The following is a 20,045-nucleotide window of genomic DNA, read 5'->3' on the forward strand; positions in this document are numbered from 1 at the left end:
TGGAGAAGAAATGAAAAACAGAAAAACGACATTAATAATCATTTTAGCTTTGGTACTCGTCATCCTTGTTCTCCTAGAAAGCTCGACCCATTTCGTTCAGAGGATTATCGATGACATTTTGTACGATAATTACCATCATTACCTTCAATGTGAGGATCTCCCAGAGATTACCGTGGTTGAAAACGCCGTCGCAGAAAATCAGGAGATAATAAGAGAGATCGAAGGTCTTTCTGAAGGCCAGGTTACAATCAGCGTTGATGCATCATCATGTCCAGGAAGAGGAAGTATTGTAATTTTTTTTCCTTCACATACAGTCAGAGAACAAATAGAAGATATTCTGGGCGGCAAATCTTTTTATGGTATTCCAGTAACCCTTATAAACTGGTAATTGCCGCTAGATGATCAGGTAATCTTTGATGAGATGTATCCCTTTGAATACTCCTTGGAAAACTGATCGAGTTCAGGAAGTATATAATGAAGGCCTGCCGAAATTAGAAGAACTTTATGGAAGGAATTAGGATGCGCAAATACTCTTTGGTCTGCTTTCTCATTTTGTTATTAGCCGCCTGCACGAGGCAAACTTATCAAGCTCCTCAATCCGGGGATGGCACTGCTTTGCCAGGTCCAACTGAGACTAAGCCAATCGCAACAGTACCAAATCAGGTGGAAGTAGCTACACCGGCGGAGGGAATCGACGTGCAAACCGTCACTGCTGATTGGGAGAGTCTCTATACAGTGGATAAACCCACCCGCGACCGGGAGGTGATTATCCGAATTCTCGACGATCTACATGACCGTGCCATGGCTCAAATTGACAAAGCCGGATGGTATCGCGAAGGACTATCATTTTCTGAAGCAGAAGACATCCCAAATATCTCCACCTGGGTCCATGTTACAGAGCCAGAAACACACAAATTCGACAGCACGGTAACATTTTTTTATTATCCCGAAATCTACGGTCCGGATTCCATGCAACCTGCCTGTGTTCTCTCTCCGGAGGGGGATTACGGCAAAAATTACAAGGTTGACAATAACGGCGAAGCCTATTTTTATAATCGGTCAGGTCCGGAAGAAGTGTTTTTTCCACATGATTTAATTCTCGATCCTTTTAATGGAATGAAGGAAATGCCTGAGAAAACCTGGGAGAATTTGGGTTGGTTTATTTGCCAGGAACGGGGTCTTAACACTGAAGAAATCCGATATCAACAACGATGGTTGATGAATGAACAAATTGCTAATTGTCCTAAAGCCGAAAAGGTTTATCAGTACGAAGCCTGGGTCGATCTTTTGGAAGCAGAGCCGGTTTTCATCTTTAAACGCAGTATCGATTATCTGACCCCCTGTCCATATACAGCCAAAGGGATTATCACCAAGACGACTGAGAGGCTATTTTTCAACCTGCAAACCGGTTCGGTTGTTGCAAGTGATTCCGTTTGGGAATATGAAAGCGGAGAAATTGAAAGCAGCGAACCTGCTGCCTATAACCATCGTGCAGAATTGGTTTGGTTTGAAGAGCTTCCGGAAATGGAAAGAAAAGTATACGAACACGCCCTCCAATTGTTGAGGGACGGAAAAAATTATGAAGAATGGCTTCAATAAGAAAAAGAATAAAAGGGTTCAGAATGAAAAGGTGAAAATTTGTCACTTCCCATCGAACCGAGATTAAAAACCAGGTTTAACCCAACATCAAAACCCAAGCCTGGTCAAGTCTTCAAATCCGAAATTAAGCGCGCATTATGCTCGCGAGGCTTTCTGATCGCCCTGATCATGGCAAGCCTTTTGCTGCTTGTCGGCTTACGTTTTGCCTATCAACTGCCGAGTGAGCGTTCTTTTGTTGAGGAATGGTATGTCAGTTATACCCAGAGTTTTTATCACCTGATGCTGCCGCTGATTGCTTGTTTTCCCTTTGCCGATTCGTTGGTAACCGATCGCAAGCAGGGCTATCTGGAACGCTTGGCAGTGCGCGAACGCTTTGGCAAAGTAATCTCAGCCAAATTTTTGGCAAACTCGTTTGCCGGTGGACTGGCAGCCTCAATTCCGCTTGTTTTGCTCTACGCCTTCACAAGCCTGACCAATCACAACCCTCTCAATCACCCCATTTTCAACACTATTTTCGCTCGTCCCTATGAAATTGCTGAAGTAACCCAGCTCTACAATAACTCTCCTGACTTCTTCATTTTGCTTGTGATTGCGGTGGTTTTCATCGTTGCGGCAATTTTTGCCAGTCTTGGAATGGCGAGTACGTTGCTGGTAAATCAGCGTTTCGTCGCCTTCAGTCTGCCCTTCTTAGTGGCAAATGCGCTCCAATATTTCGCCAGTGACGCCAGGCTAATCCCCTGGTATTGGGCACCTTCCGAAGTTTTGCTCAAAGCGAATTTTTCATCTACACACAATTTCGAGGCGGTCAACGAAATCCCGTACCTCCTGATTTTGCCACTTTGTCTTATTTTACTGATTGGCTTGCTGATATTTTTCTTTGGCAAACGCAAACAGGTGCTCGAAAATTCTCTGAGCGAGAACCGCAAGCCAAAAGATGGTTTCAGTCTTTCCAAATTAGTGCCCTCCTGGCTGCAAAACTTCCCGGTGAATGAAAAACGATTGAAAAAAGGAACTGTTTTTGGCAACTATTTCCGCAATTTGCTCAATATTCACATTCAGCCGATTCGGATCGTCCTTATTGTTCTGGTTGTCGCCGTGCTTACGATCGTCATGTTCGGATGGATGAAATTGCGCATGCCCTCTTTTTTTGCGGTAGATTTGATTGGCAACCCGCCCAATACCTGGGATCTCTATTTCATGACGATTGGCGACCCGCTAACCATGGCGCTTATCATCGCAAACCTTTTCCTTTTTATGATTAGCGACCTGCAACCGCAAAGTGCTTTTGGACAATTGGCGGTCAAAAGGCTCGGTTCACGAAAACAAAGCTGGCTGGCGCACATTCTCTTCCTCTTTTTATCCGCAATTGCCTATAGCCTGATTGTCTTTCTGACCATGCACCTGACCGGTCGGTTTTTGGGTTTGCCCTTCTCGAACCAATGGAGTGTCTATCGTAATTCTGCTGAGCACATTAACATTCCCGTTTTTCTGACCATTCCGAACACGCATTTCCAGGCATTTCTGGCTGTTTTTGGGATGTCGACGCTCGGTTTTTTTGCAATGAGCCTTTTGGTTCTGCTAATCAACACGCTCACGCAACGCCGTCTGATTGGATATTTGATGGTTGAAATTTTACTGATTGCCAGTTTGCCGCTCTCGTCAATTCTTTTGAATGTACCGGTTGTTTTGCAATATCTGCCGATTATTCGCAATTTGGTTATGCGTTTTTATCCCTTCGTTTTTCGCAATCTTGACCAAGCCTGGCATTCTGTCTATGCCTGGCTGATTTGGCTGGCGATTTTGATCCCTGTCACCTGGCTTGCCTATCGCAAACAAGATTATCTCAGCCACCCCGACTATGATTAGAGGAAATTGATTATGACAACCATATTATCCGCAATAAATATCAGTAAAGCTTTCAAAGGCAAGCAGGTTTTGGAAAATTTGGACTTTGATCTGGAAGAAAATCAAATTGTTGCCATTTGCGGCACAAACGGTAGTGGAAAATCGGTTTTTATGCGTATTCTCGCCGGTTTGGTTGTCCCCGATTCGGGAACAGTTACAGTCAACGGTATCCAGCTGGGCGGAAAAGTGGAATTTCCAAGCTCAACCGGGGTGCATTTTGACAATTCGGGTTTGCTTTTAACCGAAACCGCTAAGAACAACCTGCTTTTACTGGCGATGGTGAGCAACACGGTCAGCAAAGAGCGGGTTGAAGAAGTGATTCGCCTGGTTGGTTTGGATCCGAATGACAAACGCCTTGTACGCACATATTCCACCGGAATGCGCCAGCGTTTGGGCATCGCTCAGGCATTGATGGAAGACCCAAGCTTATTGATGTTGGACGAACCGACCACCGGACTGGATTTCGCCGGGCAAGATTGGTTCCACGAGCTGATTTGGCAATTACAAAAGGAAGGCAAAACCATTTTGATCACCAGCCATAGTAAAGAAGAGATTGCCAGCTTTTGCGACAAAGCTTACGAAATGGCTGGAGGGCAACTGGCGCTCATCAGTTGATAGGCGCCCCCAACCCCGGGCTTCCGGTCCTCTGTTCTCATTTGTAATATTCTGAATGGTGAAATCAAGAGTCTGTTTCTGAAATAGTTGCAAGACGACCGCACTAAACTATGTCAAAAAATGCCCCTCCTCGGTTGGTTTTATTGTCTAACTTTTTGGATGCAGGTCAATACAGGGACACAATTGTTTGGTTAGAGACAAGTGTCTTGGTCTACGTAAAGCCTTGATTGAGACTGATCAATTGACCAGTGTCCAACGCTGCATGGTGCATTTCTACCGTAATGTTTTCTCGATAGTACCCAGAGGTAAGGTCAAGTTGGAAGCAGCCATGCTCAAATCCATCCATGCTCAGGAAGTTGTAGAAACTTCGGCTTTTGAAACCCTAGTCTATATGGAAATCCGCAGAGAGTACTGGTGACGGATTAGATCGAACAATGCCATGGCACAATTGAACCGGGAGATCAGGCGCTGAACCAGGACGGTTGGCACATTCCCAGATAGCCAATCGGCATTGATGTTGGAGTGTGCCAGGCTGAGACACATGCAAGACTCGCTCGGGGGACAGAAGACATACTTGAACATGCAACATTTGGAGGATAACTTACTAAGTGTTTCCTAAATGTGCGAAAAATACTTTACATTACCTTCATTGCAAGCCAATTCTATGACTTTCGACCTGTAAACACAATATTTCGATGATCACTTAGGATGTACACCATTTTTTTGGCTCTGGAAATTGCCACATAAAAATCTTGAGACGTAAATCGCTTACTCAAATCAACTATTACACAATCAAACTCTAATCCTTTTGCCAATACAGTTCGTGTCGATAAGCGCTTGTAAAATCCGTGATTGTTTTGATCATGCCTAATAGCTGACATTGATTCCAGTAAATCTAATCCGGTTTCTTCACTCAAATCAATAGCACGCTTCATTTCAACAAAAGCTTCTCTGCGATACACATTGAAAAGAGGGTTTACTGTTACGTAATCAATAGCTTGTTTGATAAAGAATCTGTTTGAAGACCGGTTTAATTCTATTAAAATGTTACCAAGAGGTTTATGTTTTTGGATGCGCACAAAATCGAAGGATCCGTTTTCTAATCTTTTTATGTATGATTCAAGCTCTGTTGATACATGAGAAGCACACGATTGAAGAAAGTTGAGAAGATTTCTACATAAAAGTGTTCCATAAGATCTAGAGAATTCTTCTGCAAATTTATAAAGTAAATCTGACTTTTGTTTCTCATCGAACTGGAAAAAGCCACCCATTGATTGTGCAAAGCTCAACTGCTTATTTTCTAAGGCTGTTATGTATGCAACGGAAGAATGATTTCTTAACTCACTTATAAGCCTGTTGCCATTAAAATTCGTTGAAGGAAGCAGCTTTACGCATCCTTCAATATCCAAGAAGTTAATAGACTGATGTACTCCAGCAAGTGTTGGTTGTAAAGCATTTCGAACTTGGGAAATCCATTGCCCTAGGTCTAAATTGCTGGAAACCCAACGCCATGGTTGAGTTTCTATATCAACATTTGGAAATAGAAGTTTATCCATATCAATCAACTCCCCTGCCCATTGGAAAATTGCTTGCATCGGATCACCTAATACTCTAACAGGAAGGATTTTTGCAATCGAGCAAAAAATCTCATGTTGCTCTATCATGCAATCTTGGTATTCATCCACAATAAGCCCCGTAAAAGAATTACCTAGTATCTCTTGCGCCCATTTGTGAAGGAAGATTTTATTGGTGCCTTTATATAGTTGATTGTAATAAAGGGTGGAATGTTTTTTATCTAATGGATTTAAAGAAGGATCAATTTCGGATAAAACCGGGAAAGACCTACACCACAACATACAAAAACCAGCAATAGTAAAAATGGTATACTTTTTATTCGGAACATGATTCTTGACCATTCGTTTTCGAAGTGCATCAACTCCTGCATTTGTGTGAGTTAGGATTAACTGGGTCCCCTCAGACAATAATACTAACTGAGAAATCATTTCTGTTTTTCCATGGCCGGCAGGTGCTACTATCTTGCATGTTTGAAAAGAAAGTATTCTATTAATTTCTTCGGAATTCATTACTGAATAATCCAATCTATCAATTTTTGCAAAACCGTTTTTAGATTTGTCGAATCTTCAATCTGTGACCAATTGTCAAAGACAACATTTCCCATTTCCTCGCCAAGATCGATCCGTTTATACCAAGATTGTTTTTCTTTGGAGTTGGCTTTCGAGATTGTTCCTATATGCCTACGTTGGTCAGAAGTAAATCCGACTAATGAAAATTTACCTGTAACACTGATGTCCAAAACATCTTTTAGTTTTTCTGCAACCAAATGAAAGCCTTTATCATCTATTGGGATTTGCAACAATTCCTCAGCAACTTCATTTGGCACATCTTTAAAGATTTGTTCCTCAATCGAATTGCCAATTTCCCATGCAAAAGTTGGAATGTTCCATTTGTCAAATAATTCCTTTTCCATTATCTCATCTGCGTGCTTGTCAGAATCCATTAATATGCATACTTCATAACCAAAACTCGAAAATAGCTTCGCTACTTCTATGGTTTCATCTCCATTGCCAAGACAGTAAGAAACTCCTTCAGATGCCATTCTGAATTTATGGTTGAAGTCCAAGAAACTGTCTAAAGCCCGTATAAAACCAATCTCGGTCTTCCCTTTACATACGATTAATCGTCTACCGAGAAAGGCTTCAGGATTTTTTCGAACTTGGCTCTGAACAAACTCGTTTATAGTTATGTTCTCTGCCTTCATTGGAGTGAGAGTCGTTGTTCCAACGTGAGATCGCGCAATGAAAAGCTCATCGACATTACACTCACATACTGTGACAGGGGAATGTGTGGTCATAATAACTTGACCATTTGAAGGGATGCGTGTTCGTAATTTTCCTATGAGGGACCGCAGCCTATAAGGTTCTAAGCCTGCCTCAATTTCATCGATCAGCAGAACAGTCCCCTCATCAGTAACACCAATGTTTAACCCCATCGATACTAATCGTTGACTTCCTTTACCTCTAAGAAGAAAAGGAGTATCCTCATCAAATAATCCTACAGAGGAGTTTATTGAGGAACCATTAATAAACAAACGACTATTAATACGCCCTTTGAATCCTACCCCGTAGTCCTTCCCAATCGCAACCAGTTTATCAGAAATAGTATCAAGCTCTGAGAGGTCTGCATGATTAGACGCATCCCTAAGAGATGAGATCAAAGCCTCTTTTATCACACCCTTTGACTCTGCATACCGTTGCAACACTGAATATCTGTTCCAAGTAAAATCTTTTTCAGAGTTTTGGCCAATAACTCCTAATGAGAGCAATTGTCTATCCCTATTTGATATAGGCTTTGGTTCCTTCCGATTACAAACAACTTCCCAATGAGGCTCGAAGTCTGATTCAATCGACAGGCGTATTGTTATGCAATTTGTGTGGTCATCTATCGGTTCATCATTCTCATCCGAAAGAATTGGACCAGAACGTAAAAAGAGCCCAAACTTTTCTTGAGTTAGTAATGTTTTTGGAACTCCAATAAGAGATATTTCAATGATAATAGAGTCTGCCACGGCACACTCATAAAAATCGCTATCTGCTACTTGAAGAGACCAGCTTGGCCATAAAACCCACTCAATTGCTGACAACAAGGTGGTCTTGGTGCTATCACCAGAACCGACAATGCAAACTATATTTGAAGATTCAGAGAACGTTATGTCACAATTCTTAATTCCTCTAAAGTTATTGACTTTTAAGTTGGTAATTTTCATTGCATCCTCTCCTACCGATTCCCCTTAACACTAGGTTCTCTTTCAATTGCAAATCAATTATTTTCAATTCTACTTGTGTTGCTGGCTAACAGAATAAATTTAAGAGATTGATTTCTTTAGATAAACAAATCCATTCGAAATCGGACTATTGTTATCATTTTCCGTGACAATGGTTGTGAATATCTATTTATAAATAAATTATAAACCGAGGTAAATGACAAATCAATAACTTATTGATAAGTTAGCAAAAAAAGCTGACCTTTGTTTAAGTACCAGTACACCTCAATTTCGAGGTGCTAATTCAACAAACGAGGTCAGCATATGGAATTTTTCAACGGAGCAGTTAACATTCTCAAAATCTTAGTCATTGCCCTGGCCGCGGGTCTCTCCGTCTGGGGTGTTATCAACTTATTGGAAGGGTACGGCAACGATAACCCAGGTGCCAAAAGCCAGGGCATCAAACAGTTTTGGCCGGGGGTGATGTCGTCCTGATTGGCATCAAACTGATCTCTCTCCTGGCTGGTCTCTTCGGATAATCCCAATGCAAGGTCTTTTAGACAAGATCGAGCAGGCTATCCGTGAGTTCTTCATCGGGCTGATCGAAAGCAACCTGACGACCATGTTTGTGGATGTCAATGAAAAGACAGCACAATCGCCAAACAGATCGATCAAACTCCACAAGGCTGGAACGGCAATATCTTCAGCATGATCCGATCGCTCACCGAGACGGTGATCATCCCTATTGCAGGCATCATCATCACCTTCGTACTTTGTTACGAGCTGATCATCATGATCACCGAAAAGAACAACCTGCATGACGGGGTCAGCTTCAGTTTCTTCAAGTATTTCCTCAAGATGTGGGTGGCCGTCTTCCTGGTGACCCATACCTTCGATATACATATATTCATCTAAGCGTACACTAACCGAATGCGTCATCCCTATGCCTAAAAAAATCAGGATAGATAGTTAAGGATTTGCCAACTTGATTATTATTCTAGTTCTTACAGGTTGTTAATTATATTTACCCAAGAAGTTATTACTCATAACATTCTAGAAGCAGGAGATCACAAAACAGGGTTGGACTTTATGGGAATCTAATAAGTAGCAAACGCTTTGAAGATGAAAGTGGAATATCGGATAGTTTTTTGTCCAAGTAGTCATCTGTATGTGATGTAACATATAAACCTGTACTATCCTCCTTGGTAACAAAAACACTATGTGATCCAATCCAAGTACCATCCGAACCCAGTATTTGCAATTGAATCACATCTCCAGGAGCCAACATAATAGCAGCAGTCGAATAACTACTCGTCCAGCCTAAGTTTTGAGCATAACTATTGTTATAGGTAAAGTACCACTTGAAATGATCTACGACCGTCCAACCAGTTGACCACTCAAAATACCTGCCATCACCCAAACAAAATATTGTAGGGTCAGGATTTGGAATCATATACCACTCAGAATATGTATTTTCCGAACGGCAGCCATCACCGTCACCACTCATTCCAAAACCACCACGCTTTACTATTTGACTGACAAAATTTTGACAATCAGATGTGAATGCGGGGTAAGAAGAGTTGTAATTATCATAATAATCCCTCGCATACTGGATAGCAAGCGAACGAGAGTAACTGAAGGTTTGATTTTTGTCATCTGAAAAAGACTGTGGCTCAACATATGATTCTGCTGGGGGATCTGGAGGCCCTGGAACGTAATCATCATATAAGATTTGAATCACAGTTTCTATACAATACGCTTCTAAAGCCTCAAGATCGTACTGGTCTTTGACAAAGTCTGTTCCTACTTTTGAGAGCTCCATAACTCCGCCCCACAATATGCTATTCAGGAATTGAGCATACTCTTCAGATTCAGGTTCTAGAGATATTCTTTTTTCTAGAAGATATCTTTCGACAATAAGCTCCCCGTCTGAAATCAATTTGTCTTGGCCAGCTGCAGACTCACTTAGGAAAATAATCGAAAGACAGCAAATAAGTATAAGGACAATTGATTTTACAGGTTTCATTTTTTCTCCTTTTTGATTATCCATTTAATGTTTCCGAAGAAAAGATTGTTTCTTATTATATAAACGGTCTAAGGCGATGAAATGTTTCATTTTTTTCATTTTCGAAACGGTGTCAGTTATAAATTTAAAGTTTTTTCAATCTTCAGTCTTAGCAAAATCCAGCTGACCGTTGTTTAAGTAATAGCGCACTCAATTTCGAGGTGCTAATTCAACAAGCGAGGTCAGCATATGGAATTTTTCAACGAAGCAGTCAACATTCTCAAAATCTTAGTCATTGCCCTGGGAGCGGGTCTCTCCGTCTGGGGTGTTATCAACTTACTGGAAGGGTACGGCAACGATAACCCAGGCGCCAAAAGCCAGGGCATCAAACAGCTCATGGCCGGGGGTGGTGTCGTCCTGATCGGCATCAAACTGATCCCCCTCCTGGCTGGTCTCTTCGGATAACTCCCGATGCAAGGTCTTTTAGACAAGATCGAGCAGGCTATCCGTGAGTTCTTCATCGGTTTGATCGAAAGCAACCTGACGACCATGTTTGTGGATGTCAATGAAAAGACAGCCACGATCGCCGAACAAATTGGGCAGACACCCCAAGGCTGGAATGGCAATATCTTCAGCATGATCCGCTCGCTCTCTGAGACAGTAATCATCCCCATTGCAGGCATGGTAATCACCTTCGTGCTTTGCTACGAGCTGATCACCATGATCACTGAGAAGAACAATCTGCACGACGGGGACAGCTTCAGTTTCTTCAAGTACTTCCTCAAGATGTGGGTAGCAGTCTTTCTGGTAACACGCACCTTCGATATAACCATGGCGATTTTTGATGTTGCCCAACATGTGGTCAACGCAGCTTCAGCTTTGATCAGAGGCAGTGCCTATATCGATATCAACACTGTCCTGGCGAGCATGCTTGCCGGACTACAGGATAAAGGCATTGCCGAATTAGCTGCTTTGTCCATGGAGACATTGCTCGTGGGAAATGCCATGAAGCTGCTCTCCGTTCTGATAACGGTGATCCTCTATGGTCGCATGATCGAAATCTTTCTAACTTGTTCAGTTGCTCCAATCCCCTTTGCCACTCTGGCTAACCGGGAATGGGGTCAGATGGGTAACAACTACCTACGCAACCTGGCAGCCCTGGGTTTTCAGGGCTTTTTCATGATGGTCTGTGTGGCCATCTACACCGTGCTGGTACAAAGCATCATTCTTACCGAGAACATCCATGCCAGCATCTTTCAAATAGCTGCCTATACTCTGCTCCTCTGTTTCTCTTTGTTCAAGACCGGGAGCTTGTCCAAATCGATTTTCAACGCCCATTAGGAGAAAGGAGTCCCCTCTTGGCTTATGTCAGTGTGCCCAAAGACCTCAACCGGGTCAAAACCAAATTAGCGCTCAACCTCACCCGCCGACAACTAATCTGCTTCTCGGCAGCCGGACTGACCGGAGTTCCCCTATACCTGTTCACCCGCTCGACCCTGGGAAACGATCTGGCCGCCCTGCTGATGGTGATGGTGATGCTGCCACTGTTCGCCTTCGCCTTATATGAAAAGGACGGCATGCCTCTGGAGGCTTTCATCGGCAACTTTATCCGTGTGCGTTTCCTCTACCCCCGCATCCGACCCTATCAAACCGATAACTTCTACCGCCTCCTCCAATCCGAACTCAACCTGAGAAAGGAGCTGCTTGCCCGTGCAAAGAAAAAAGCAAAAATCAGAAGTTAATCCGATACCTGTCAAGCGGCAAACACATAATAAACCGCAGCAGCTAATCCCCAAAACAGCGCAAAAGACGCTGGCCTATAAGCTGATCTATCCGGATGGGATCTGTCAGGTGAACGAACGCTTCTATTCCAAAGCGATCCAGTATCAGGATATCAACTATCAGCTCGCCCTGGAAGAAGACAAACGCGCCATCTTTGATAAATACTGCGAACTGCTCAACTACTTCGACAGCTCAATCAAAGTACAACTCTGCTTCTACAATCATTCCGGCCGTATCGAAGACTATCAAACTTCGATCGATATTGATGAGCAAGCAGATGCTTTCAACGCTATCCGCCGTGAATACGCCGAGATGCTCAGCTCCCAACTGGCTAAAGGCAATAACGGGCTGGTCAAAAGCAAGTACCTGGTCTTCGGCATTGAAGCGGATTCCTACAAAACTGCCAAAGTGCGCCTGGAGCGTATCGAACTGGACCTCTTTGGTCAATTGCGCGGGCTGGGCGCGATTGCCCAAAGTCTGAACGGGGCAGAACGCCTGCGAGTGATGCACGACCTGCTGAATGAAAGTCAGGAGAAATTTCATTTCGACTGGAAACAGCTCAAAGCCAGCGGATTGGGAACCAAGGACTTCATCGCGCCCAACGGCTTTGACTTTCACGAAAGCAACAGCTTCCGCATGAGTGGAAAATACGCCCAGGTCTCCTATCTGCAAATCCTTGCACCGGAGCTCTCCGATGAGCTGCTCAAGAATTTCCTCATACTTGAAAACGATCTGGCAGTCACGCTACATATTCAAAGCATTCAACAGACTGAAGCGATCAAGCTGATCAAACGCAAGATCACTGACCTGGACAAGATGAAAATCGAAGAACAGAAGAAAGCCATCCGTTCGGGTTATGACATGGACATTCTTCCCAGCGACCTGGTCACCTACGGTGCTGAAGCCAAGACGCTCTTGGAATCCCTGCAAAGTCGCAATGAACGCCTCTTTCTGGTGACCTTCCTGCTGATGAATATGGCTAACTCTAAAAGTAAGTTGGAGAATGACTTTTATCAGGCGGCCGGGATCGCCCAGTCCGCCAATTGTAGTCTGCGTCCCTTGAATTTTCAACAAGAGCGGGGGTTGACCGCCATTCTGCCATTAGGCATCAACCCAGTGCCGATTGAAAGGGCACTGACTACCTCTGCCACCGCCATCTTTGTGCCTTTCACCACCCAGGAACTCTTTCAACCCGCTCCGGCCTTGTACTACGGTCTGAACGCTCTCTCGAACAATCTGCTGATGGCAGACCGCAGGAAGCTCAAGACCCCAAACGGTCTGATCATTGGCACACCGGGCTCTGGCAAGTCCTTTGCTGCCAAGCGGGAGATCACCAACGCTTTTCTGGTGACCGAGGATGAGATCGTCATCACCGATCCGGAAAGTGAATACGCTCCCTTAGTCAACGCCCTGCAAGGCGCGGTGGTGCGCATCTCAATCAATTCCAGTCAATACATCAATCCACTCGACCTCAACCTGGACTACAGCGAGGAAGAAGACCCGGTCGCGCTCAAGATGGACTTCATCTTTTCCTTCATGGAGCTGGCAGCTGGCAGGAAGAGTGGGCTCAAGCCGGAAGAAAAATCTGTGCTAGACCGCTGTGTTCAGCTGATCTATCAACCCTACCTGCAGGACCCCAAACCAGCGAATCTGCCCACCCTGGAAGATCTCTATGCGCGTCTCCTGGAGATTGATGAGCCTAGTGCTCGTTACCTGGCAACCGTACTGGAAATCTATGTAACCGGCTCTTACAAGGTCTTCAATCATCATACCAACGTGAATACCGATAACCGCCTGATCTGTTTCGATATCCGTGAACTTGGCAAACAGCTCAAAAAGCTGGGCATGTTGGTGATCCAGGACCAGGTCTGGAATCGGGTCACCAGGAACCGGGCAGCCAAGAAGACCACCTGGTTCTATCAGGATGAGTTTCATCTGATGCTCAAGGAAGAACAAACCGCTGCCTATTCGGTTGAAATCTGGAAACGCTTCCGCAAGTGGGGCGGTATTCCAACGGCTATCACCCAAAACGTCAAGGACCTGCTGGCTTCCCGCGAAATTGAGAACATCCTGGATAACTCTGACTTCATCTACATGCTCAATCAGGCCAGTGGTGATCAGGAGATCCTGGCCAAGCATCTCAACATATCTAAAGACCAACTCTCTTATGTCACTCACAGTGGTGAGGGACAAGGCTTGCTCTTTTATGGCAATACCATCATCCCCTTCAGTGACCACTTCCCCAAAGAAACGCAGCTCTATCAGATCATGACCACCAAACCGGATGAGGTCTAAAAGGAGCTTCGCATGAGCAGAAAATCAAGATTGAGAAGTAAAGAAAATTATCAATACCAACCAAAAGAGGAAGGAACGGTGCGGAACCAAATTCTTGCGGGTGATCAACCATCTGTGGAGGCGCCTCCCAAAGCTGTTCATGATGCAAGCGTCCCTAATCAAACAACTTTGGCAGAACAAGCGTCACAGATGGCAGTAAAAGATAAAGCCCCAACCAGACAGAGAGCCTATCGAAAACTCAGCCATACTTTTGTGGTTGAGCAGCCCAAGGTAGTCGTTTTGCGACAAGAGGAACAAATCCAGGATGCTAAGCACAAAGTTATCAAATTGCGTTTTGAAAGTCAATTGGATTCGCCTGTTTCCTCCTTGCAATTCGGGAAACCAGTCAAGGTGGCAAAGCTTAAGAAGCCAAAGAATCTGAGCATTGCTCCTGCCCTCTGGCTCAGAACCCGCCTGCAGGAAGAGACCAAAAATACTGAAGATCAGAACTCCGGGACTGACGCGCTTCAGGCAGGTGAAAGATCTGCTTATTTGCTGCAATCCCGAATGCGCCTGCTCCAGACCAAATCAAGCAAACTGTCTGTAACATCCATGCGGCAATTGCAAGCCCGCAGCCTACGTCAGCAAGCCGAAGCCTTCGCAACAGATAATCTCAAAGCCAGCCCTGTCAGAAATCCAGTGCTGCGTTATATCCAAAAGCAACGCATCAAGCGTGAGTACATTCGCAGCTACAGAGCCGCAATGAGTCTACATTCTGCATCCACTCGCCAAAGAACAGCTCGGGTAGCCAATAAGCTCTTCAGCAAGGTTGTGCAGGTCGTCAAGAGCCGGGCGGCTTTATACGCCTCGATTGCTTTAGTCCTCTTGCTCCTGGCTGGCTCACTGGCTTCCTTTGCCGTTTCTGCTACAACCGTGATGGGCGGCAATATCATCGGGGGGCTGGTGGAGAGTTTACGCGGTTCCGAGGGCATGGTCGAGGTCGCCCGTTCCCAACTGGGTCAGGTTGGGGGTGAACCCTATTGGTCCTGGTATGGCTTCCCCAGCCGGGTGGAATGGTGCGCGATTTTTGTCTCCTGGGTGGCCGATCAGAACGGTTTTATCGCCGATGGGCGCTTTCCCAAATTTGCCGGATGCAGCGTTGGAGAAAGCTGGTTTCGTTCAGCAGACGCCTGGCAGGAGCGGGGCTATCAGCCTTCTCCTGGGGAAATAATCTTCTTTGACTGGAACGGTGACGGAGTTCCCGATCACGTCGGCATCGTCGAAAGCAGTGACAGCAGCACAGTCTACACCATCGAAGGCAATTGGGCGGACAGCGTGCATACCGATGCCTATCCAATTAACAGTTCCCAAATCTACGGGTATGGCACCCCTAACTATTTTGACTAAGGAGAAAACCATGAACCTGAACCAACTCAGAAAAGAAAAAGAACAAATCCAAAAAAGAATCCAGAGTCTGCAGGAAAAATTGACAGACCTGGAAAGCAAAGAAACCGAAATGGAGAACAGTGAAATCCTCAAGACGGTACGCTCCCTGAAGCTGAAACCCTCTCAACTGGACGAGCTGCTTGTCCGTCTCAAGCGCAATCCCTTTACCGAAATCCACAACATTCCAACCTGGGAGCCTGAAGAAGATGAAGATCAATAAAATCCGCTTATTTGTCCTTGCCATTTGCACATTTATCTCGGCATTTACTCTTAGCAGGGCCCAGGCAGCCACAGCCTACCCGCTAAAAATATCAGCGGCACAACGCCTCACTCCCGCTCCTCCCACAGATGCCAAGGGCAGTCTGGTTGCAGAGATACCCCCAGGGTCTGCTTTAATGAGCGAATACACGATTGTGCGCCTGCCCATGGGTGGTGGAGCAACGCCCGTTTCCACAGAAGAACCCACAGTCGAAGCGACCCCCAGACCACGCACAGATACCGACCTGCAACCGCCACTCCTGATCACAGCAATTCCGCCCCAGAAAGAGTTCTACATTATCAAGACCCGCAATGATAAGGTCTTCTATCTGATCATTGACCACACCAAGGTTAGTGACAATGTTTATCTGGTAACCGAAGTGGATGAGGCTGACCTGCTCAATTTCGTGGAAAGTACCCAGATGCCTGCTTTGCTCCCGTTCCTGCCACAAGCTACACCGGTGTCACCCACAATTGCACCTGATAACTCGAGCACCCAAGCTCCCACTGCATCAGATAAGCCTTTTTGGGGAAACCTTCAGCCTGCCATGATCATCGTTGGGGTGGTCTTGCTCCTGCTGGCTGGCGCTGCCCTCTTCTACTGGAAGGTGGTCAAGCCCAAAGACAAACTGCCTGCAGAAGCCGATTTTTATACCGACGAATACCTCGAAGACAGTTCCAGCAAAGTCAATGCCTGGAAAGAAAGTGAAGGAGAAGAATGAATCTCAAAGAATTGATTTTTGATTTGATCGGGGTGGTAGTGACCAGTGAGAACATCGCTGAAATCCGCCTTGACCCACGTGCCTTCGTTGAAACCGAAGAACAAGCCCAGGACTTGGAAGAGCTGCTCTTCCTGCTGGAAAAAAGCGAAGAAAGTGAGGATGCTGTATGAACCCTGCTGAAGAAACACGCTATATCGCCGCTTATGCCCGCATCATTGGGGTGCAGGAGGCAGTTGTTACCGAATACGCCCAACGCAAGGGTATAGCCGCCTTGGTAGATAATGCTTATCAATTGCTGGAAACACCGGAACAGCTCGCCAAACACCAGGCGTTTCTCGATCTCTATCGTATGAGCAGTTCCCTGACCCGCGAAAAGCCGATCCTCAGCTCACCCAGTATCGCGGCAGGTTACATGCACTCTGTGATCGATCAGGTGCATGACAAGGAGTCTCTGGTGGTGGCTTTTCTGAACACCAAGAACCGGGTGATCGACTATGAACAGGTTTCAATTGGCACGATCAACTCTTCGGTAATCCATCCCCGGGAAGTCTTTCGCAATGCCATTCTCAACAAAGCCGTTTCAGTACTGCTCTGTCACAACCATCCCTCGGGAAACCTTACTCCAAGTCCGGAAGACCTGGCGGTGACTAAATCACTCAAAGAAGCCGGGGAAATGCTGGGTATCCCAGTGGTGGATCACATCATTATTACCGGACTCAATCGTCAGGATGTCTACTCCTTTCGCGCCCAGGGCGTTCTGGAAGCGCATGGCCATTACCAGACAGAGAGTACGCTGGCTGAAAAGAAGCCTGCCTATGATTCCAAAGACAAAGCCCTGGATGAGATCACTGCACGACTGGAGGAAGGCATCAAGGAAATCTTCAGCAGTGGCAAGTATGCCGACTACCTGAAGGTGATGTCCCGTTTTCATCGCTACAGTCTCAACAACACGCTCCTGATCGCTATGCAGAACCCGGAAGCTTCGCTGGTTGCCGGATACCACGCCTGGCAAAAGAAATTCGAAAGGCATGTTTGCAAAGGTGAACAGGCAATCCGTATCATCGCCCCGGCTCCGGAGAGGCGCCTGGTCCAAAAGGAAAAGCTCGATCCGGTCTCCCAGCAACCCATACTGGACAAGGATGGTCAGCCAATCATGGAGGAGACAGAGATCAACGTGCCCAGGTTCAAGGTGGTGCCAGTCTTTGATGTTTCACAGACCGAGGGCAAGGAACTGCCCAGTCTTTCCAAGGCTTTGGATAAACCGGTGCAAGCCTATGAACTGCTCTTCAATGCCCTGAAAAACGCTTCTCCCGTTCCAATTGCTTTTGAAAATATGAAGGCGACCAAGGACGGTTACTACCATCTCAAGGATAAGCGCATTGCCCTGCGCAAGGGGATGAGTGAATCCCAAACCCTCGCCTCTGCTGTACATGAGATCGCCCACGCCAAATTACATGATCGCGACCCTCAGGCCCGGGGTGCCCAAGCAGGTGAAAAAGGAAAAGATCCCCGCACCCAGGAAGTGGAGGCAGAAAGCATCGCTTATGCTGTCTGTCAGTATTATGGCATTGAGACCGGAGAAAACAGTTTTGGCTATGTCGCCGGTTGGAGCGGAGACAAGGAACTATCGGAGCTGAAAGCCTCACTCAAGACTATCCGCGATACCGCTTCAGACCTGATCGATTCAATTGACGCAAAGATGCTTGAATTGAAAAACGAACTTGATAAGGAACCAGCCCAAACCAAAGAAACTGCCCGGAAGACCGTCAAGGGCAAAGCCGTTGCACTGGCAGAAGAACTGCAGGCATATGGCTTTGAGACAGCTCCCATCACACAAACAGGTATTGAAGGACAAGGTTTGCGCCCCTGGTTGCGTGCTCTGGTACAGGAGGATGCTTCCCCCTATACCAGTTTTGCCAGTGTCTTGTTGAAAGACCTGAATGAAATCGACCAAAACCGAGCCACTTACATGCTTGAAAACGGGGAACGTTTATCCCTTCTGCGTGAAGGCGAAGGTATTCAATACCAGCTTCAGGATCCCGCTCAAAATCTGCTTGCAGAGGGTTTGCTGGCCGAACCCGAGTTGTTGCTGGATGCAGCCAAAGACCAAGTTCTTAGCCAAAGTGGAAGATCAGAAATCCAAACTGAGAGGATCTCTGAACGAGAGCTTGAAGCACTGAGCATTTTAGGAGCAAGTGAACCTCAGGTGACCTTTACCCGTAGTGAACTCGACGATATCCCTTCTGGCATGAGCCTGCCTCTTTCTCAAGCCAATCGTCTCATGGAAAGGTTGGATCAAAGGCAGGCGATCGACCGGCAAAGGTCCGATTACGCGGGTCCCCTCACCTATAGCACAGACTTCCGCATCGAATACATCAAGGAAGGTATTCCTGCCGCATACACAGGCAAACAGGAAATTGGTGCAGGGGAAGGCAGTCTCTCTCACCACATGCAGCTGACCGTACAGGAGGCTCTATCAGATCGCATCTGGCGCAATTACCTCAACGAAATGGGCGAAACGCAGTTGCAAGCCGATCCCAATGCCTTAGAGGATGTACGTAATAGACTCTTACCCTATTTCAATCAGCATCAAGCCCTGACCTTCCTCAAGGAACGAACGGAAGGCTATCAGGCCGGGCTGGCAAGCGTTGCTGAGGAAAAGAGGGAAGCCTTGACGGCTTACTATGCGGACGTATCTTCTTATGTCCAAGAGAGCAGGCTACAAATGAACCTGAGCGCTAATCCGCAAAGTCCTGACTTCCCTCAGTTGGATGCTTACATCAATGAGCATGCCAGCGAAAAGGACCTTGACCATGACGGGTCTCCAGAAAGAGTGGATATTGATGGTCAGGACAGTCGGGTTCAAGTGACCCACCACTTGGACAAGCGGGATGGGCTCACCGAAAAGCAATCGATCCGTGAACGCTTACGTGGGACGAAGGCATCTAAACAAGAAAACCCAGACAAAGAAGAAAATTTTCAGGAGCTTGAAATTAGCTAGTGCGTTGTATCAGAACTGAATTGAAAAGCCACCTAATTCTAAGGTGGCTTCTTTCTGGTTGGTTAGATTTGTTGAGAAGTTTTTTACTTGAGAAGACCCGATCCGTCTTACACCAGAGGTGGAATTTCGTATGAAGAAGCAAGACGCAGTTCTAAATTTTCCATCCGCGCTTCCGATGGTTCCAAATATTCTGGGCACTTCACAAATGGTTCGCCTAATTCTACATAATCCTTATCAACAGGAACATAGAACGATTCAATAAAACCTATAGAACCAGCCCTGAACAGAAGGTAATCCGTACGATATTCGTAATTGTCCCCAAGCTTTTCTGCACAGTTAGTCAATAACCAAATCAATTATTGATTTTGTGGATAGGTTTTCATTCACAAGTGAATTCGCTCAGGCTCGAAAACGTAAGTGATGCTTGACCAATGAGTTGTACAGAAATTATTCCTTATCCATGTGCTGATAGTTTTGATGATAAAAATTTAATCTACATAATAACAGTTCCAAAACTTTTATTATATGGTCGTCCCTTGGAATTTTGTACATTGGATAATCACTGAGCCAAAGCCACTGGTTGAAAATTTGGAAGCTAGTATCAACAGAACTGTAATTGAAAAACTCAGCAACAGATTCTAAATTCATCTTGGGGTT

General features: G+C 45.6%; 17 protein-coding genes and 2 pseudogenes. 16 read left to right on the forward strand and 3 right to left on the reverse strand.

The window, feature by feature from the left end; genetic code table 11:
- The first annotated feature begins 10 nt into the window (after window positions 1-10).
- The 5 genes from CFX1CAM_RS04590 to CFX1CAM_RS11675 all read left to right on the forward strand — a co-directional run bounded on the left by CFX1CAM_RS04590 (window position 11) and on the right by CFX1CAM_RS11675 (window position 4,537).
- Entirely contained in the window at window positions 11-388 is a 378-nt protein-coding gene (locus CFX1CAM_RS04590) for a hypothetical protein (protein WP_157891699.1), read from the forward strand.
- 131 nt (window positions 389-519) lie between these two features.
- Complete coding sequence (locus CFX1CAM_RS04595) at window positions 520-1,599, forward strand: hypothetical protein (protein WP_087861884.1); 1,080 nt, start codon at window positions 520-522, stop codon at window positions 1,597-1,599.
- 39 nt (window positions 1,600-1,638) lie between these two features.
- Complete coding sequence (locus tag CFX1CAM_RS04600) at window positions 1,639-3,465, forward strand: hypothetical protein (RefSeq protein WP_087861885.1); 1,827 nt, start codon at window positions 1,639-1,641, stop codon at window positions 3,463-3,465.
- Window positions 3,466-3,477: 12 nt separating this feature from the next.
- Window positions 3,478-4,119: an ABC transporter ATP-binding protein gene (locus CFX1CAM_RS04605; RefSeq protein ID WP_087861886.1), complete on the forward strand. Its 642-nt coding sequence runs from the start codon at window positions 3,478-3,480 to the stop codon at window positions 4,117-4,119.
- 169 nt (window positions 4,120-4,288) lie between these two features.
- On the forward strand, window positions 4,289-4,537 hold the full coding sequence (locus CFX1CAM_RS11675) for a transposase (protein ID WP_087861887.1): 249 nt from the start codon (window positions 4,289-4,291) through the stop codon (window positions 4,535-4,537).
- Between the two features lie 244 nt (window positions 4,538-4,781).
- Here the strand turns inward: CFX1CAM_RS11675 and CFX1CAM_RS04615 are convergent, their stop codons facing one another.
- On the reverse strand, window positions 4,782-6,203 hold the full coding sequence (locus CFX1CAM_RS04615) for a DEAD/DEAH box helicase (protein ID WP_087861888.1): 1,422 nt from the start codon (window positions 6,201-6,203) through the stop codon (window positions 4,782-4,784).
- A complete protein-coding gene (locus tag CFX1CAM_RS04620; RefSeq protein ID WP_087861889.1) occupies window positions 6,203-7,903 on the reverse strand; it encodes an ATP-dependent nuclease in 1,701 nt (566 codons plus the stop codon). The genes CFX1CAM_RS04615 and CFX1CAM_RS04620 overlap by 1 nt, the downstream gene beginning before the upstream one ends.
- Before the next feature lie 321 nt (window positions 7,904-8,224).
- Here CFX1CAM_RS04620 and CFX1CAM_RS04625 point away from each other — a divergent pair.
- Window positions 8,225-8,439 (forward strand): annotated as a pseudogene (locus tag CFX1CAM_RS04625) (Maff2 family mobile element protein).
- 5 nt (window positions 8,440-8,444) lie between these two features.
- A pseudogene (locus tag CFX1CAM_RS11725) lies at window positions 8,445-8,800 on the forward strand (VirB6/TrbL-like conjugal transfer protein, CD1112 family); the annotation flags it as partial.
- A gap of 187 nt (window positions 8,801-8,987) precedes the next feature.
- On the opposite strand, the gene CFX1CAM_RS04635 reads toward CFX1CAM_RS11725, so the two are convergent.
- Complete coding sequence (locus CFX1CAM_RS04635) at window positions 8,988-9,950, reverse strand: amidase domain-containing protein (protein WP_087861892.1); 963 nt, start codon at window positions 9,948-9,950, stop codon at window positions 8,988-8,990.
- A 204-nt stretch (window positions 9,951-10,154) separates the two neighbouring features.
- On the opposite strand from CFX1CAM_RS04635, the gene CFX1CAM_RS04640 reads away from it, so the two are divergent.
- Genes CFX1CAM_RS04640 through CFX1CAM_RS04675 form a run of 9 tightly spaced genes read left to right on the forward strand, consistent with a single transcriptional unit; the run spans window position 10,155 to window position 19,388 of the window.
- Window positions 10,155-10,370, forward strand: coding sequence for a Maff2 family mobile element protein (locus tag CFX1CAM_RS04640; protein ID WP_087861893.1), 216 nt, complete (start codon window positions 10,155-10,157; stop codon window positions 10,368-10,370).
- A 6-nt stretch (window positions 10,371-10,376) separates the two neighbouring features.
- On the forward strand, window positions 10,377-11,246 hold the full coding sequence (locus CFX1CAM_RS04645) for a VirB6/TrbL-like conjugal transfer protein, CD1112 family (protein ID WP_087861894.1): 870 nt from the start codon (window positions 10,377-10,379) through the stop codon (window positions 11,244-11,246).
- Window positions 11,247-11,263: 17 nt separating this feature from the next.
- Window positions 11,264-11,647 (forward strand): PrgI family protein, encoded by a 384-nt coding sequence (locus CFX1CAM_RS04650; protein ID WP_087861895.1) that lies wholly within the window; start codon window positions 11,264-11,266, stop codon window positions 11,645-11,647.
- A gap of 4 nt (window positions 11,648-11,651) precedes the next feature.
- Window positions 11,652-13,982, forward strand: a complete 2,331-nt coding sequence (locus tag CFX1CAM_RS04655; RefSeq protein WP_407923329.1) for a VirB4-like conjugal transfer ATPase, CD1110 family — start codon at window positions 11,652-11,654, stop codon at window positions 13,980-13,982.
- 12 nt (window positions 13,983-13,994) lie between these two features.
- On the forward strand, window positions 13,995-15,368 hold the full coding sequence (locus tag CFX1CAM_RS04660) for a CHAP domain-containing protein (RefSeq protein WP_087861896.1): 1,374 nt from the start codon (window positions 13,995-13,997) through the stop codon (window positions 15,366-15,368).
- Between the two features lie 10 nt (window positions 15,369-15,378).
- A complete protein-coding gene (locus CFX1CAM_RS04665; RefSeq protein WP_157891702.1) occupies window positions 15,379-15,627 on the forward strand; it encodes a DUF4315 family protein in 249 nt (82 codons plus the stop codon).
- Window positions 15,614-16,387 carry a CD1107 family mobile element protein gene (locus CFX1CAM_RS04670; protein ID WP_087861898.1) on the forward strand — a complete coding sequence of 258 codons (774 nt, stop codon included), beginning with the start codon at window positions 15,614-15,616 and terminating at the stop codon, window positions 16,385-16,387. Before CFX1CAM_RS04665 ends, CFX1CAM_RS04670 begins: the two co-directional genes overlap by 14 nt.
- A complete protein-coding gene (locus tag CFX1CAM_RS11320; RefSeq protein WP_157891703.1) occupies window positions 16,384-16,557 on the forward strand; it encodes a hypothetical protein in 174 nt (57 codons plus the stop codon). Before CFX1CAM_RS04670 ends, CFX1CAM_RS11320 begins: the two co-directional genes overlap by 4 nt.
- Window positions 16,554-19,388 carry a JAB domain-containing protein gene (locus CFX1CAM_RS04675; RefSeq protein ID WP_087861899.1) on the forward strand — a complete coding sequence of 945 codons (2,835 nt, stop codon included), beginning with the start codon at window positions 16,554-16,556 and terminating at the stop codon, window positions 19,386-19,388. Before CFX1CAM_RS11320 ends, CFX1CAM_RS04675 begins: the two co-directional genes overlap by 4 nt.
- Window positions 19,389-20,045 lie beyond the last annotated feature (657 nt).

Origin of the sequence: Brevefilum fermentans (assembly GCF_900184705.1) — a bacterium.
GTDB classification, from domain to species: domain Bacteria; phylum Chloroflexota; class Anaerolineae; order Anaerolineales; family Anaerolineaceae; genus Brevifilum; species Brevifilum fermentans.

Coding starts and splice junctions, on each gene's coding strand:
- CFX1CAM_RS04590 (WP_157891699.1), top strand. CDS start 11: ATGAAAAACAGAAAAACGACATTAATAATCATTTTAGCTTTGGTACTC.
- CFX1CAM_RS04595 (WP_087861884.1), top strand. CDS start 520: ATGCGCAAATACTCTTTGGTCTGCTTTCTCATTTTGTTATTAGCCGCC.
- CFX1CAM_RS04605 (WP_087861886.1), top strand. CDS start 3,478: ATGACAACCATATTATCCGCAATAAATATCAGTAAAGCTTTCAAAGGC.
- CFX1CAM_RS04615 (WP_087861888.1), bottom strand. CDS start 6,203: ATGAATTCCGAAGAAATTAATAGAATACTTTCTTTTCAAACATGCAAG.
- CFX1CAM_RS04620 (WP_087861889.1), bottom strand. CDS start 7,903: ATGAAAATTACCAACTTAAAAGTCAATAACTTTAGAGGAATTAAGAAT.
- CFX1CAM_RS04635 (WP_087861892.1), bottom strand. CDS start 9,950: ATGGATAATCAAAAAGGAGAAAAAATGAAACCTGTAAAATCAATTGTC.
- CFX1CAM_RS04640 (WP_087861893.1), top strand. CDS start 10,155: ATGGAATTTTTCAACGAAGCAGTCAACATTCTCAAAATCTTAGTCATT.
- CFX1CAM_RS04645 (WP_087861894.1), top strand. CDS start 10,377: ATGCAAGGTCTTTTAGACAAGATCGAGCAGGCTATCCGTGAGTTCTTC.
- CFX1CAM_RS04660 (WP_087861896.1), top strand. CDS start 13,995: ATGAGCAGAAAATCAAGATTGAGAAGTAAAGAAAATTATCAATACCAA.
- CFX1CAM_RS04665 (WP_157891702.1), top strand. CDS start 15,379: ATGAACCTGAACCAACTCAGAAAAGAAAAAGAACAAATCCAAAAAAGA.
- CFX1CAM_RS04670 (WP_087861898.1), top strand. CDS start 15,614: ATGAAGATCAATAAAATCCGCTTATTTGTCCTTGCCATTTGCACATTT.
- CFX1CAM_RS11320 (WP_157891703.1), top strand. CDS start 16,384: ATGAATCTCAAAGAATTGATTTTTGATTTGATCGGGGTGGTAGTGACC.
- CFX1CAM_RS04675 (WP_087861899.1), top strand. CDS start 16,554: ATGAACCCTGCTGAAGAAACACGCTATATCGCCGCTTATGCCCGCATC.